Below are 14,807 nucleotides of genomic sequence, written 5' to 3'. Positions count from 1 at the left end.
ATTTTCAAAGTGAATTAAATCACATTAAATTGGAGGCTGGTAAGTATGGTCAAAATTCTGCTGTTGTTAATAGTTCTGGTCAATGGGCTTTTCGCATTCCGATTCTTTACAGATTTCATGAAACACAAAAAGGAAGCATGGGCAGAACCGGGAAACAATATACTCCTTGCAGTCTGGGGAGCAGTCTGTTTCTTCTTTTCGACTTTCGGTATTTCCGATTTCGCGCTTTCAACTGTCCTTTACCGTGCAAGAAAGCTTGTTGATGACGCAAAGCTTCCAGGAACGCTCAATACACAGTGCGCAATACCGGTAGCTGTCATGGCCCTTGCTTACATATCATCAATTGACGTTGATCAGATGACCCTTGTGCTCCTGATAGTCTCACAGATGATAGGCGCTTATTTTGGTCCGCGTTTTGTTGTAAAGATGCCGGTAAAACACATAAGGATGTTCATGGGAGTCGGACTTGTGCTCGCGTCATTCTTCGTGGTTGCAGGCAAGTTCGGACTGTTGCCCTCGGGCGGTGAGGCTACAGGCCTGACCGGCGGGAAACTTGCACTCGGCATGGTGCTTCTGTTGGTCTACGGTGCACTTAACAACGTCGGAGTCGGTTCTTACGCTCCTACGATGGCGACAGTTTACGCACTTGGACTCAACCCGGCTATTGCTTTCCCTGTAATGATGGGCGCATGCACATTCTCTGTTCCGGTCGGCGGTATGGAATTCGTACGTCTCGGTCAGTATGCCAGAAAGATAACTCTCTTCAGCAGTATCTTCGGCATACTCGGAGTCCTCGCTGCGGTATTTATCGTCAAGAGTCTTGATACCAGCATGCTCCAGTGGGTAGTTGCAGCGGTCATCCTGATAGCAGGCCTTGATCTGCTGCGCGCTGCGTTCACAAAAAAATAAAATATGATCGTCAGTTAGCTACAAACCAATAGTCTTTTCAATGAAGTATAATATCCAAAGAATTTGAAAAGACTGAAGCGACCAAGAAAGGAGTGCCACAGATGTTACTTTTATCGAGAGAAGATATTCTTTCTGTGTTTACTATGAGAGATGCGATAGAGGCAGATAAAAGGGCCTTTGTCCTCCATACGAAGGGTAAGGCTATTGTTCCCCTCCGCATAAACCTCGAGACAGAATCAAAGGCCGGGCAGTGTATGTTCATGCCTGCTTATGTAGGGGGAGAACTCAATATGGCAGGGGTGAAGCTGGTATCCTATTTCCCTGCAAACGCTGAAAAGGGTATCCCCGTCGTTCCGGCTACAGTAGCGCTTATAGACGGCACAACAGGACTCGTTACCGCAATAATTGAAGGCACAACACTCACTCAGATCAGAACAGCGGCGATCTCAGGCGCAGCAACAGAACTCCTCTCTAACCCGAACAGCAGGATCGCGGCCCTTTTTGGAACAGGCGGCCAGGGACCTGCCCAGCTGGAGGCACTTATGACAGTCAGGGAACTTGAGGAGATAAGGATATTTGATGCGCTTCCCGGACGTGCTGCGGCCTTCGTTGAAAAGAACCAGCCGCTTGCAGACCGTTTTGGGGTTAAGCTTGTCGAAGCGGCTTCTTCGAAGGCAGCTGTAACCGATGCAGACATCATAACAACAGTCACTACGTCAGCAACCCCGGTCTTCTCCAATGAGGACATCAAGCCCGGATGCCATATAAACGGAGTTGGCTCGTACACCCCAGACAAGAGGGAGCTGCCTGCAGAGCTTATCCGCCGTGCCGGCAGGATCTTTGTAGATAACCGTGAAGCAGTCCTTTCGGAAGCGGGAGATTTTATCATTCCCATGAAAGAAGGTCTCTTCTCTTCTGATTCGATCGCCGGAGAGCTTGGCGAACTGATCCTGGGCAAAGCCGAGGGCCGCCGCTCCAAAGACGAAATCACGATCATGAAGACGGTCGGTTTTGCAACACTTGATATAGTAGCTGCAGCAGAGGTCGTTAAAAAGGCATCTGAAGCAGGAGTAGGTACTGTTATCAAACTCTAGCAATAAACTTTTGCTGACGGGAGATGATCAATGATGTTCTCCCGTCAGTTTTTTGTGAGGCGAGTATATGTTAAAAAAAGTCCATCCTGTCCTTCTTCCCTTCATACCTGTCGTGGAGCTTCTCGGTAAAATGCTGGGAAGTGACTATGAAATAGTTCTTCATGATGTTTCTGACGGCGACACATCCATAGTTGCCCTTGTAAACGGCAACCTTACCGGCAGGGATGTAAACGCACCTATGACGGACTTCGGAAAATTCCTTATGTCAGACCCCAGATCCATTGAGGTTGACTATATCGCCAACTACCCATCCGAAGCGGGGAATGGGAGACCTATGCGTTCAGGCGTGGCACTCATAAAAGATGAAGAGGATAAACTGGTTGGCTTTCTCTGCATTAATTTTGACATGACAAAGGCGAGCATTCTGAAAGACATGGGCGATTTTATGATGAGGACGATCCCGCTCTCTTTTGAAAGTGTTAAAACAGAAAAGTTCAGCGGGATCAAAGGCCATGAATCCCTTATCGAAAAAGCCAGAAAGAAATTTGGCAAACCGCTGAATTTTTTAAACAGCGAAGAGAGAAAACAGTGTATTAAATTTATGGACAGTCTTGGTTTTTTCAAACTTAAGGGATCTATCGAAAGCCTTGCCAAGGAGATGGGAAGAAGCCGATACACCCTTTATGCTGATCTAAGGTCGGTAAGGGACGGCCAGGACTGATAAATAAAACGATATATTCTGTTTTGGCCGCCTTTATGGCGGCTATATTTTTTGACTTGAATACGTATATAATGATATAATTCTCGTTTGTCAAATATCGATATATCTAAATTTTGAAAATATCTGTGCCGTTTAGCGGTAATCTGCAGATGAAGGGAACAAAAACAATGCAGGACTCATCAAAGATCAGAAACATAGCCATTATAGCCCATATCGACCATGGCAAGACCACCCTTATCGACGGTATATTTAAATCGGCGAGGCTTTTCAGGGATAATCAGGTAGTGGAAGAACGTGTCATGGATGCGGGAACGCTTGAGCGCGAGCGGGGCATAACTATAAAGGCCAAGCACTGCACAGTCGAATGGGGCGGCTACAAGATAAACATTGTTGATACTCCCGGGCATGCGGATTTTTCTGGGGAGGTTGAAAGAGTCCTTTCAATGGTAGATTCTGTTCTCCTCCTTGTGGACGCGAACGAGGGACCGATGCCCCAAACAAGATATGTTCTCATGAGAGCTCTCAGACTGGGACTAAATCCCATCGTGATCGTAAATAAGGTAGACAGACCGAATGCAGATCCAAACGGCGCTCTTGATAAAACTTTCGATCTTTTTATAGAACTTGGAGCAACGGAGGAACAGTGCGATTTTGCGGTCCTCTATGGCTCAGGTCTTCAGAGCTGGTTCGTTGACGATCTCGACAAAAGGGAAGATAACACCAAGGCTGGAATGGACGACCTTTTCAGAACAATAATAGATAAAGTCCCAGCGCCCCAGGCTGAGATGGACAAGCCCTTCCTCATGCAAATATGCACTCTTTCATGGAGCGAATATCTTGGAAGGATAGGGTGCGGAAGGATCCTTCAGGGCACTCTGCATAGGGGAGACAAAATTGTCAGGACACATACAAGATGGAAAGATTACGATCAAACCGATTGGGAGATAGTTTCTACTGATACTTCATCCTGTACCCACCTTTATGTGACCAACGGCCTTATCAGGACAGAAGTTGATGCTGTCGGAGCCGGGGATATTGTTTGGTTTACAGGACCGGAGAATATAGACCTCGGTGACACGATCAACTCGCCTGAACTTTCCGGACATGTGATGCACCCGCTGGATATTGAAGAACCTACAGTTTCAATGTTCTTCCTTGTCAACACGAGCCCATTTGCCGGTCAGGACGGAAACGCTATAACCCTGAGGCAGCTAAAGGCCAGAATTGAACGTGAGACAAAAACAGATCCTGCGCTCCGCATGGATGATATCGGCCGTCCCGATGGAGTTAAGGTCTCAGGCAGAGGTGAACTTCATCTTGGCATTCTGATCGAGGAGATGCGCAGGGAAGGTTCTGAAATATGTGTATCAAGACCTGAAGTCATAGTCCAGCACGATGCCAGAGGCAAAATGCTGGAACCAATGGAGGAAGTCATCGTAGACGTTCCGGAGGAATATCAGGGCGTCGTGATACAGAAACTGGCTCAGCGCAAAGGTGAGCTGAAGAACATGGAAAACGGCGGCACCGGAGTGCTCCGGCTTTCTTTCCGGATACCGACAAGAGGTCTTATAGGCTACAGAGGAGAGTTTCTTACAGATACAAGAGGCCTCGGGATACTGGCTTCAAGATTCGTTGGTTACGGCGAATGGGTAGGAGACATAGCATCAAGAAGCAGAGGCTCCCTTGTGAGCATGGACAGCGGGACGACTACGAGCTACGCCCTCGATAATCTGCAGGAACGCGGAACGCTTTTCGTTAAGCCCGGAGAGCCTGTTTATAACGGACAGGTCGTAGGAGAGAGCTCGAGAAACAAGGACATGCCCTGCAACCCAAGTAAGAGAAAACAGCAGACCAACCACAGATCAGCTACGAAAGATATGATAACGGTCCTTGATGTCCCGAGAATAATGACAATAGATACAGCGCTTGAATGGATAAGCGATGACGAGCTTGTCGAAGTTACGCCCCTCAACGTGAGGATCCGTAAGATGATCCTCAACTCGGATGAACGAAAAAAAGCAAGAGCTAGAGCCGGAGTGGTGGAATCTGACGAGGAAGAGTAAATGAAACAGGAACTTATGGCCCTCAGGGAACTTGAAAAAGACGAGGTCTTTGCATGCATATCCGGACTGATCAAAAGTGCCGGTCAGATCGACGAAAGTTACAAGCAAGAGACTATCTCCTGGTACTGTGAATCTGTATGCCGCATGGCAGAGGCTGCTGAGATGATGGGAATAAACGGCAATATCTGGCAGTCATGGATAACCATGCTTTTTGCAAAGTTCGAGACCACTTTCTCGCTTGCTCAGGAACGCAGGAAAGAGCTCTCCGGAACTCTCTCCAGGCTCGTAAAAGAGGATATTGAGACTATCCGTTTCTATTTTAATTTCGATCTGAACCTCATTGATGAAGACCTCGAAGTTTCCGCTTTTGGAAGGTACGGGGATTATAAGCCGCTTAAGCTGGAAAACGGTGCGCTTGACAGGTCATCCGGACATATTGTCCGCGAATTTGCCGATGCACTCAGGAAGTCTGCGGATACAGATGATTTTTACAAAAAGATTTTGGAGTTCCATTATAAACACGGCTCAGGACAGTTTGCCCTCAACAAGGCTTTCAGGTGGGACGGCAAAAGAGGGGAATTGATCCCTGTAACACACACTGAAGAAATATCTCTCGAAGGGCTTGTCGGGTATGAAGAGCAGAAAAAGATAGTTGTCGATAATACAGCAGCATTCCTTGAAGGCAGGCCTGCAAACAATGTCCTGCTTTACGGGGAGAGCGGCACAGGAAAATCTTCCACCGTCAAAGCGCTTCTGAATGAGTTTGCCCCGAAAGGACTCAGGATGGTCGAGGTGTACAAACACCAGATCGAAGACCTTGAGACTATCGTAGATCTCATAAAAAACAGAAACTACAAGTTTGTTATTTTTATGGATGATCTCTCTTTTGAGCATTTCGAGGTCGAGTACAAGTTCCTCAAGGCTTTCATAGAGGGAGGCCTTGAAAAAAGACCTGACAACATCCTCATATATGCTACATCCAACAGACGCCACCTGATGAAAGAGACCTGGGCTGACAGGGAAGACAAGTATGAGGACATGCACGAATCCGAGACGATCCAGGAGCGGATGTCCCTGGTCGACAGGTTTGGCCTCATGATCAGATATTTCTCACCGGAGCAGGAAGAGTATCTCAATATTGTAAGGATCCTGGCAAAAGAATATGAGGTAGATGCTTCAGAAGAGGAACTGGTACTGGGAGCCGTCCAGTGGGAACTCAAACATGGAGGTTTTTCAGGCAGGGCGGCAAGGCAGTTCGTAGAGTTCATGGCTGGAAGAAAAGAATAGTTTGTTGCCTGAGCGAAAGAGCTTTTATTAAAATCAAAAAAGAGTCACGGAGTTATCTTTCCGGGACTCTTTTTTTTAGGTCGTTAATAAACGGTGATATCACTAAACGTACTGGGTCAGGTAGCCGTAACCCCTTTTCTCCATCTCGCTAAATGGGATGAACCTGAGGGAAAGGCTGTTTATGCAGAAACGGGTGCCGTTTGGGGAGTGAGGGTCTCCGTGGAAGACATGCCCCAGATGCGAGTTTCCTGCTCTGCTCCTTACCTCTGTCCTTCTCATCCCGAAAGAATTATCGTTCAAATAGACTATTGTGTTGGGGTCGATGGGCTTTGAAAATGCAGGCCAGCCGCACGGACTTTCAAACTTGTCTTTTGAAGAAAATAGCGGCTCGCCGGTTACTGCATCTACGTAGATACCCTTTTCTTTGTGGTCCCAGAACTCGTTGTTGAAGGATGGTTCCGTGCCGGACTCAACTGCTACCATATAGGCCTCTTTCGAAAGCCTCTTTTTTATTTCTTCATCTTCTGGCCTTCTGTATTTGGCAGGGTCGACTGTCATATCTTCAACAATTTTCATCTCAGCGGGAGTGATATGGCAGTATCCTCCAGGATTTTTGTCAAGGTAATCCTGGTGGTACTCTTCCGCATCATAAAATGACTCCAGCGGTTTTATCTCAACTGCGAAGTTTTTATGGCGCATCTTTTCGACCTTTACTACGTGTTCGACTGCCTTTGCGGAATTTTCATCTGTAAAATAGATCCCGCTCTGGTACTGGCTTCCTATATCATTGCCCTGCCTGTTTTTAACTGTCGGATCTATTGCCCCGAAGAAGGCAAAGAGTATGGCGTCAAGGCTGATCTTATCTTCTTTGTATTCGACACGCACAGTTTCGCGATAACCTGTCCTCCCTGAACATACTTCTCTGTATTCGGGCTTTATAGAGGCGTCGCCGTTGGCGTATCCGCTTGTTGCCCTTACGACTCCAGGGATCGACTGCATCATTTTTTCAAGTCCCCAGAAGCACCCTCCGGCGAGATAGATCACCGCAGTTCCTTTTTCACTGATGTAAGTCTCATCTTTAAAAGCGAACGTCATCCTACCACCCCCCTTTGTCGTTTTCACTGCAGTTGAGGAACTTGCTGCAGCTTCGGCGCATATCCTTACCAACGGCTGAAATACTGCCAGTGCCATAAATGTAAAAAGGATGATCGAAAATAAGATTTTCTTCATTCAGTCACCTCTTTCATAAGACTGTCCGGATGCTGCTCTAAGGGTATTATGCCCTTTTCGGATGTCTCTTTGATGAGGGTTTGCTCACTTAAGAAATTTCTTTCTTTTAAAGATCCAAAGGCATCCTATGACGACCATGATACTTAAGATGAATACATAAAGGTATCCGTAATCCCAACGAAGTTCAGGCATATAGTCAAAATTCATTCCGTACCAGCCGGCAATGAGCGTTAGGGGAAGGAATATTGCAGTTACTACTGTCAGCACTTTCATAACAACATTCTGACGGATGTCGATCTGCGTCTGGTAGGCGTCGCTTATCTGGAGGGAATATTCGCGCAGCATCTGAGTTTCCTGGCGCAGCCTGTGGGCCCTGTCAGAAAAATGTTTCAGCAGTCTCAGAGAAGGATCATCAAATATCTCATTATCATTCTCAAGAAGCTCCAGTGCAACATCGGAGAGCTGTGAGTAATAATGCGAACGGGCCAGGATCTCTTTTCTTATCCCCACGATGCTGTACATGAAGCCTTCAAGTTTGTCCGATAGTACGGATGCCTCGAGCTTTGCGAGCCGGTCCTCTATACTTTCAATGTATCTGAGGTCATCTTCAACTAGCGTCTCCATAAAAGCGTAGAAAAAGTGGCCGATAGAAGGCTCACGCCATGTTGAAGTCTTCTCGATCTTTTCGAGGATGGACGAAACTAACCCTGAATCGTCTCCAAATACTACTCCGTTGCTCCTTATGTAATATGAAAATCCGGAATGTTTCCCAAGCATTTTGTTTTCAGGAACAGAGAGAGTTCCCGAAAGCATGTCCTCGTGGACTTCCGCTTTGCAGAAGCGAGGTTTTGGATAGCGCGGCATACTTGAGTCATTGAACCCCGGCGGCAGATCCTTCTCGTTTAATTCATCAGACCGCACCACAGCGATAAATGGCTGGGGAACATCGCTCCCCTCTGCTATCTTCATAAGCTTTTTGCCTATCGAATAATACAAAGTATGACCCTCCTCTTGAGGAGCAGCTACTATTATCAGTCTTTCTTAGCCTGTTCTTTTTTTCTGTATCTCCAGATGTAGACCGTTGTCAAAATTACACATGCTATTATCAGTAAAATAGAAATTTTCTTGATCTCCTGGTGGATCAGCTCCTGATTGCTTCCCAGGAAGTAGCCGGTGAGTGCCAGTATTACCACCCATATCCCTGAACCCAGTGCTGTATAAAGACAAAACTGTCCCATAGGCATTCTCGCGAGCCCTGCGGGAAGCGATATATACTGTCTTATGACAGGGATCAGTCTGCCTGTAAATGTGCTTATGTGTCCATGTTTTGCGAAAAAGATCTCTGCTTTGTCAAGTGATTCATGTGTTACAAAAAAGTATTTCCCATACTTCTCAAAGATCGGTCTTCCCCACTTTACTGCTATCCAGTAATTGAAGATGCCTCCAAGGATACTTCCCGCGATGCCGGAAAGAATAACGAGCAAAAGGTTCATCTCGCCTTTCCACGCAAGATAACCTGCCGGAGGTACTACGACCTCACTTGGGAATGGAAAAAAAGAAGATTCAAGAAACATAAGTCCGATGATCCCCGGGTAACCCATGTGTCCAATAACTTCAACCAGCCAGTTGACAAGTGAAGAAAACATCGCTGACAGTCCTGATAAAGCTTCCAAATCTCATTTCCTCCAGTTGATCATATCCATGCCGGACTCCTCTTTATAGTAAGCGGCATGTTCTTGATAAATTATAATGATGCGCATGCATACCCGCACCCATAGTAAGATAAACTGAAAAAGACCAAAAGTCTACAGAAATTTTATTCTCACGAGGCTCCGGTAACTTATCGCAGCCGGGAGGAATATAATTTCGTTTGTAACGTGCCTGACTTTGAGATAAAATGCACGTTGAGAGCATGGTAGTATGCTCTCAGCATTTAGGATGGAGGAATCGATTTGGAATCCAAGACAAAGCTTGCTTTGGTGATCGCCGGCAATTTTTCAGGAGATGAAGAAAACGCTGATCCGTGCTCGCTTTTAAATTATCTGCCGGAGGACATAGTAGATTGCTGCCAGCTGATCGAGTGGAGCTGCCAGCCCAGCAACCATTACTCCATGAAGTTGACAGCAGAAATGGAGAATATGTTTGAAACGCTGGTCTCAGACGGCTATACAGGCATAATTGTGATCTCGGGAAGCGGAGTAATGGAGGAGATGGCATATCTTACAGACCTTCTCTGGCAGCATCCGCAGCCTGTAATATTTGCCAACCTGATGGTACAGGGGCGAGCAGGTCTTAAAGAGGGACTGATGAATCTCAGGTGCTCTGTTAATGCAGCCCTTTCTGAACAGGCAAGGGACAAAGGAGTTCTGGTCTGTTCAAGCGGTGAACTCTTTGCAGCCTCGGAAGTGGTCATGGTGGATCCTACGAGTCCTGAGAACATATTTCAGTCACCGGAAAAAGGTTCCCTCGGGAAAATGCTGAATGATGAGGTCAAGTTCATCCGCAGTGTAAGAAGACCGGGTTTTCTTGCAAGAAAGCCTGAAACTCCTGCAGCAGTTGAGCTTGTATATGCATCACTGGGAGGCGGGGAAAGGATAATATCCTCCCTGGCTTCGAATAAAGAGATCCAGGGCCTGGTCCTTGCAGGGTTTGGTACGGGGAACGTCCCTCCTTCATGGGTCCCTCATATCAGGAACATACTCAGAAAAAGAATACCCGTAGCAGTGGTTTCAAGATGTTTTCAAGGACACGTTGCCAAAGCTAACTATTTTGAAGGATGCTTTATGAAACTGCTCGAGATGGGCGTAATGTCCGGTGGAAAGCTGAATCCTTACCAGGCGAGAATAAAAATGGCGCTTGGATTAGCAGCGGGACTCACCGAACAGGGGCTCAGCCTATATATGTTAAATCAGGCTGTCAGCGAAGATTCAAAGCTTCTTTATAAATGAAGGTATATTGCCTGAGTCTCGGATGTGCAAAAAATAGGGTCGACAGTGAGTGTCTGGCAGGAGAACTCCAGCGTGCCGGTCATATATTGGTCGATGATGTTGAGTCTGCTGATGTCGGGATAGTAAACACATGCGGATTTATACAGCCCGCATCCGAAGAGAGCATCGCGGCGATCTTGGATCTGGAACAGCTTAAAAACGAGGGAAAATTAAAAAAGATAGGTGTCGTTGGATGCCTTGTAAACAGATATTCAGATGATCTGATCAAAGAGATGCCATCCGTTGATTTCTGGGCAAGGAGCGAGGATTGGTCTTCCGTTATAAAGAACATGGGAGGAGTCCCCGTGAATAGCAGGTGCAGAACTTCCCTCCCATCGTCTTCTAAATTTACTAGATATCTGAAAATAAGCGAGGGCTGTGACAATAAATGCACATACTGCGCGATACCGGGTATCAGGGGTGGACTTAGAAGCCTTTCCATGGAGACCCTTATCAGTGAGGCCGATCAGCTTGTGAAAGAGGGAGCCGTGGAGCTGTGCGTGGTGGGCCAGGATCTGACGGTCTACGGTACCGACTTATATGGGAAAGATTCTCTCATCGATCTCATTGATGAGCTGGAAAGCGCACTGCCGAAAAACATATGGATCAGGCTCCTCTACCTTCACCCAAGCCGGATCACGAAGAAGCTCCTTGAGAGGGTCGCTTCCGGGAAACAGGTCCTTCCATACCTTGACATACCGATACAGCACGCTGATCCAAATATCCTCTCTGCAATGAACAGGAAAATATCGCCGGATGAGCTTGGGTCGATATTTTCAGCTGCAAGAAGCATAAACGAAGATTTCGCCCTTCGCACAACATGTATGGTAGGCTTTCCCGGAGAGAAAAAGGCTCATTTTGATAATCTGCTGGATTTCGTCTCTAAAACACGCTTTGACAGGATGGGAGCATTTGCCTTTTTTCCTGAAGAGGGCACAGAGGCAGAAAAGATGGATCATCAGGTCCCAGAGCCCGTAAAGCAAAAACGTCTCAATAAACTGATGGCCCTGCAGGAAGAGATCTCTATGGAAAGGCAGTTGCTCTTTGAAGGCAGAGTAATGGATGTTCTTATCGAGAGGATAGACAGGGAAGCCTCTTTTGCCGAGGGAAGAAGTTTCCGGGAAGCACCAGAAGTGGACGGCCTGATAGAAATAAGGAACATCAGTGAAAAGGTCAAAGCGGGCGAAATTGTTAAAGTAATAATGACGGAGGCAATGCCTCACGATATGGTTGGAGAAGAGTTGAGATAATGGTACTTATTCCTGAAATGAAAACCTGGTATGGGATGATATCAACCCTGGGTACTCTTGGCAGGTTCAGCAAGATGCCGGGAACACTGGGATCCATGGCAGCGTGTTTAATATGGATAGCTTTTGGCGGACTGCCTCTTTGGGTGATCGCAGCCGTAGCTGTTATAGGAACGATAGCTGCTGATAAATATGAGAAAGCTGTTAAAAGGGAGGATCCGCCGGAAGTTGTGATCGATGAAGTCGTAGGATGCTGGACAGCATGCTGGGGTTTTGAGCCTACGTACGCTATCGTCGGACTTTTTCTCTTCAGGATAATCGACATAACAAAACCATTTCCTGTAAGGGAGATGGAAAGGCTGCCCGGCGGGGTAGGCATAATGGCAGATGATATCTTAGGGGGCGTGATCGCCAACCTGCTTCTCAGGGGATTGACATGGATCTTCTTTAAGGGCGGGATGGAAACGATCCTTGGTTTTGTCGGGAGATGACAATGGATACAGGCCTTCTTGCAGAAAGACTGATAGAAGAAGCAGCTTCGCGCAATATGACCATCTCACTTGCTGAGTCATGCACAGGCGGAATGATAGCCGGATCGGTAACTGATGTTCCCGGAGCCTCGAAGGTCTTTCTTGGTTCAGCTGTAACGTACAGCAACGAAGCAAAGATCGATATCCTTGGGGTCGATCCCGGGATAATAAATGATCATGGTGCGGTGAGCTCCCAGTGTGCAGAAAAAATGGCTGAAGGAGCAAGGAAGATATTCAAGTCTGAAATAGCTCTTAGTGTAACAGGGATCGCAGGACCTGACGGAGGAAGCAAAGAAAAACCTGTAGGAACAGTCTGGTTCGGGATATCTTATAACGAAGCCACATATACATTTAAAAAACAATTCAGCGGGGAAAGGGCGCTCATACGGAATTCTGCAGTAGAAACAGCCCTTACAGCCCTATTGGAAAGGGTGCAGTGACATGGTAGGGTGAATACCATCTTTTTCGGGAGTTCTCCTGAGGACTTTTGTCTGTATAACTATTCCTAAACCCCAGTTAAAGGTACTATCAGACTGGCTTTCTGCGAGAAGACGTGAATCGCACGAGTTCAGGTGGGCGTACCCTGAAACTATGCACATAACTCTTAAATTCTGCGGTGAAAGGCCATCCGAGACAGTTGACATGCTTTTGGAGAATTTAAAAAACATCAGGCCAACAGGTCCATTCGAAATTAATATTGAAGGGATCGGGGGATTTCCGGACCTGGTCAGGCCGAGAGTAGCCTGGGCAGGTATCAGGGAAGACACAGAACATCTTCAGGCAATAAGGAACGAAGTTGAAAAAGCTGCCCTGAAAGCATCTATACCGAAGGAAAACAAAAAATACACGCCTCACATAACGGTCGGCCGCAGGAATTCCAACCTCCCTCTTCCCGAAAAGATCTTATCCTCAATGGAGAGCGAGGCACTGGTTACTGAGCCATGGACAGTCAGAGAGATAATTCTTATGAGAAGTGAGCTTTCTCCAATGGGACCGAGGTATACGCCGCTGGGTCTTTTCAAAATATGACATACTGTATATAATGTATTTGTAATCAAATAGCGCCAAATAGATACGGGGAGGCAATCGAATGGCCAAAAAGAAAGATTCGGTAACCAGAGAAGACATACTCGAGCAGGCGTTGATCGAAATAAGAAGCAAGTTCGGCGACGGAGCGATAATGAGGTTGGGCGATGAAGTTCAACGAGTTGCAGAAGTGATCCCGAGCGGGATCCTTCCTCTTGATGTTGCTCTTGGCATCGGCGGTATCCCTCGCGGGCGTGTTGTTGAGATATTCGGCCCAGAGGGCGGCGGTAAAACGACGATCGCTCTTCACATCCTTGCGGAGGCGCAGAAAACGGGCGGACTTGCGGCCTTTATTGATGCTGAACATGCACTTGACCCCCGTCTTGCATCCTCTCTCGGAGTTGATACCGCAAACCTCTACATGTCTCAGCCGGACAGCGGCGAGCAGGCTTTCTACATACTTGACACCCTTGTCAGAAGCGGTGCGTTTGACGTTGTAGTCATAGACTCTGTGGCAGCTTTGACCCCACAGGCCGAGATCGACGGAAAAATGGGAGAGGGCAGCAACCAGATGGGCCTTCATGCAAGGCTCATGTCATATGCACTAAGGCGCCTTACCGCGGCAATTTCAAAAAGCAACACGACCGTTATATTTATAAATCAGCTGCGTGCTCAGATAAGCACAGGCTATGGAGCAGGCCCTACAGAAACTACAACAGGCGGAAGGGCACTCAAGTTCTATAGCTCGGTAAGGATAGAGGTAAAAAGGGGCAAGCAGGTCACCCAGGGAGAAACTGTCATAGGCCATGAACTTTGGATCAAGGTCGTCAAAAACAAACAGGCTCCTCCATTCCGTACAGCTCACACTACCCTCATATACGGCAAAGGAGTTCCCAAGGCGATGTCGGTACTTGACATGGCTATCGACAGGGAAGTGGTCAAAAGAAAAGGTTCATGGCTTGCCTACAAAGGTGAAACTCTCGGACAGGGCAAAGAGGGGGTCGCATCATACCTTGATGAGCATCCAGAACTAATGGAAGAAATAACAAAGGATGTCCTGCATAAGGTTGCGGAGGGTCTTGGCCTGCTGGCTGAACCTGTCGCAGAAGATGAAGACGCAGTTCCGGGAAGTATCGAAGACTCTGTGGAAGCACTCCTCGAAGAAGGCGTATTGAAGCTCGATATTACAGAGGACGAATAAACGAAAGTATCGATATTAACTCTGCTATTGACTACTAAGTACATTCACTGAAAAATAATCTAACAATATAAATCTGGGTGTTTCGGCGAGAGCTGAACACCCAGATTTATATTTAATTGAAAGATATGTAAGGGCTAAACACAACAATAAATAATATAAATAATTATATGTATGGCTTTATATACTTTTGGTCTACGTTAGGTAACATAAAAGCCCTATTGTATTTGTTGACAGTAATGACAATCATCTATAGAATACCTCTTGCACTCTCCGGCGTAGGTCGGCTGAGTCCGCACCATGACAGTTGAATAGAGGGAAAAGCAAAAGTACGGATAAGGTTTACGGATCATATCCGTGGCATGTAAACGCTGTGAAATAATAATGGATCAGCGGATAAAAGCCGAGAAGAGAAAATAGAAGTAAGCCAGCACTGAGACGTATATCAAGACCTAACAGAATTGATATATGGAAAGCACACCAGAATCAAACGGAGAGTTTGATCCTGGCTCAGG

The 14,807-nt window shown here is 46.8% G+C and carries 14 protein-coding genes; 11 read left to right on the top strand and 3 right to left on the bottom strand.

All coding sequences use genetic code 11. The features are described 5' to 3' along the window. Positions 1-45 precede the first annotated feature (45 nt). The 5 genes from CVV54_09680 (at position 46) to CVV54_09660 (ending at position 6,074) form a co-directional block, all read left to right on the top strand. Positions 46-909: a hypothetical protein gene (locus CVV54_09680; GenBank protein ID PKL03616.1), complete on the top strand. Its 864-nt coding sequence runs from the start codon at positions 46-48 to the stop codon at positions 907-909. A gap of 101 nt (positions 910-1,010) precedes the next feature. Then, positions 1,011-2,003, top strand: coding sequence for an ornithine cyclodeaminase family protein (locus CVV54_09675; GenBank protein PKL03615.1), 993 nt, complete (start codon positions 1,011-1,013; stop codon positions 2,001-2,003). A gap of 67 nt (positions 2,004-2,070) precedes the next feature. Beyond that, positions 2,071-2,724 carry a hypothetical protein gene (locus CVV54_09670; GenBank protein ID PKL03614.1) on the top strand — a complete coding sequence of 218 codons (654 nt, stop codon included), beginning with the start codon at positions 2,071-2,073 and terminating at the stop codon, positions 2,722-2,724. A gap of 167 nt (positions 2,725-2,891) precedes the next feature. Beyond that, on the top strand, positions 2,892-4,787 hold the full coding sequence (gene typA, locus CVV54_09665; GenBank protein ID PKL03652.1) for a translational GTPase TypA: 1,896 nt from the start codon (positions 2,892-2,894) through the stop codon (positions 4,785-4,787). Further along, entirely contained in the window at positions 4,788-6,074 is a 1,287-nt protein-coding gene (locus CVV54_09660; protein ID PKL03613.1) for an AAA family ATPase, read from the top strand. Between the two features lie 102 nt (positions 6,075-6,176). On the opposite strand, the gene CVV54_09655 is transcribed toward CVV54_09660, so the two are convergent. The 3 genes from CVV54_09655 to CVV54_09645 all read right to left on the bottom strand — a co-directional run bounded on the left by CVV54_09655 (position 6,177) and on the right by CVV54_09645 (position 8,950). Beyond that, positions 6,177-7,304 carry a peptide methionine sulfoxide reductase gene (locus tag CVV54_09655; protein PKL03612.1) on the bottom strand — a complete coding sequence of 376 codons (1,128 nt, stop codon included), beginning with the start codon at positions 7,302-7,304 and terminating at the stop codon, positions 6,177-6,179. Between the two features lie 84 nt (positions 7,305-7,388). Then, positions 7,389-8,300: a cobalt transporter gene (locus CVV54_09650; GenBank protein ID PKL03611.1), complete on the bottom strand. Its 912-nt coding sequence runs from the start codon at positions 8,298-8,300 to the stop codon at positions 7,389-7,391. A 35-nt stretch (positions 8,301-8,335) separates the two neighbouring features. Further along, positions 8,336-8,950, bottom strand: a complete 615-nt coding sequence (locus CVV54_09645) for a DedA family protein (protein ID PKL03651.1) — start codon at positions 8,948-8,950, stop codon at positions 8,336-8,338. 306 nt (positions 8,951-9,256) lie between these two features. On the opposite strand from CVV54_09645, the gene CVV54_09640 reads away from it, so the two are divergent. The 6 genes from CVV54_09640 (at position 9,257) to recA (ending at position 14,295) form a co-directional block, all read left to right on the top strand. Next, a complete protein-coding gene (locus CVV54_09640) occupies positions 9,257-10,252 on the top strand; it encodes an asparaginase (protein PKL03610.1) in 996 nt (331 codons plus the stop codon). Further along, the gene (rimO, locus tag CVV54_09635; protein PKL03609.1) at positions 10,249-11,541 is read left to right on the top strand and encodes a 30S ribosomal protein S12 methylthiotransferase RimO; all 1,293 of its coding nucleotides are present in this window, start codon (positions 10,249-10,251) and stop codon (positions 11,539-11,541) included. Before CVV54_09640 ends, rimO begins: the two co-directional genes overlap by 4 nt. Then, complete coding sequence (locus tag CVV54_09630; protein ID PKL03608.1) at positions 11,541-12,029, top strand: phosphatidylglycerophosphatase A; 489 nt, start codon at positions 11,541-11,543, stop codon at positions 12,027-12,029. The genes rimO and CVV54_09630 overlap by 1 nt, the downstream gene beginning before the upstream one ends. Further along, positions 12,026-12,508, top strand: coding sequence for a damage-inducible protein CinA (locus CVV54_09625; protein ID PKL03607.1), 483 nt, complete (start codon positions 12,026-12,028; stop codon positions 12,506-12,508). The genes CVV54_09630 and CVV54_09625 overlap by 4 nt, the downstream gene beginning before the upstream one ends. A gap of 13 nt (positions 12,509-12,521) precedes the next feature. Continuing rightward, positions 12,522-13,097 carry an RNA 2',3'-cyclic phosphodiesterase gene (locus CVV54_09620; GenBank protein PKL03606.1) on the top strand — a complete coding sequence of 192 codons (576 nt, stop codon included), beginning with the start codon at positions 12,522-12,524 and terminating at the stop codon, positions 13,095-13,097. 61 nt (positions 13,098-13,158) lie between these two features. Next, a complete protein-coding gene (gene recA, locus CVV54_09615; protein ID PKL03605.1) occupies positions 13,159-14,295 on the top strand; it encodes a recombinase RecA in 1,137 nt (378 codons plus the stop codon). The last annotated feature ends 512 nt before the right edge of the window (positions 14,296-14,807 follow it).

The organism is Synergistetes bacterium HGW-Synergistetes-1 (genome assembly GCA_002839185.1).
Classification (GTDB): domain Bacteria; phylum Synergistota; class Synergistia; order Synergistales; family Synergistaceae; genus Caenicola.
The sequence above is the reverse complement of the archived record's forward strand: the minus strand, read 5'-3'. Positions and strand labels throughout refer to the sequence as shown.

Bases quoted from the DNA above. Each gene is read 5' to 3' on its own strand.
- CVV54_09680 (PKL03616.1), top strand. From the start codon at position 46: ATGGTCAAAATTCTGCTGTTGTTAATAGTTCTGGTCAATGGGCTTTTC.
- CVV54_09675 (PKL03615.1), top strand. From the start codon at position 1,011: ATGTTACTTTTATCGAGAGAAGATATTCTTTCTGTGTTTACTATGAGA.
- CVV54_09670 (PKL03614.1), top strand. From the start codon at position 2,071: ATGTTAAAAAAAGTCCATCCTGTCCTTCTTCCCTTCATACCTGTCGTG.
- typA (PKL03652.1), top strand. From the start codon at position 2,892: ATGCAGGACTCATCAAAGATCAGAAACATAGCCATTATAGCCCATATC.
- CVV54_09660 (PKL03613.1), top strand. From the start codon at position 4,788: ATGAAACAGGAACTTATGGCCCTCAGGGAACTTGAAAAAGACGAGGTC.
- CVV54_09655 (PKL03612.1), bottom strand. From the start codon at position 7,304: ATGAAGAAAATCTTATTTTCGATCATCCTTTTTACATTTATGGCACTG.
- CVV54_09645 (PKL03651.1), bottom strand. From the start codon at position 8,950: ATGTTTTCTTCACTTGTCAACTGGCTGGTTGAAGTTATTGGACACATG.
- rimO (PKL03609.1), top strand. From the start codon at position 10,249: ATGAAGGTATATTGCCTGAGTCTCGGATGTGCAAAAAATAGGGTCGAC.
- CVV54_09630 (PKL03608.1), top strand. From the start codon at position 11,541: ATGGTACTTATTCCTGAAATGAAAACCTGGTATGGGATGATATCAACC.
- CVV54_09625 (PKL03607.1), top strand. From the start codon at position 12,026: ATGACAATGGATACAGGCCTTCTTGCAGAAAGACTGATAGAAGAAGCA.
- recA (PKL03605.1), top strand. From the start codon at position 13,159: ATGGCCAAAAAGAAAGATTCGGTAACCAGAGAAGACATACTCGAGCAG.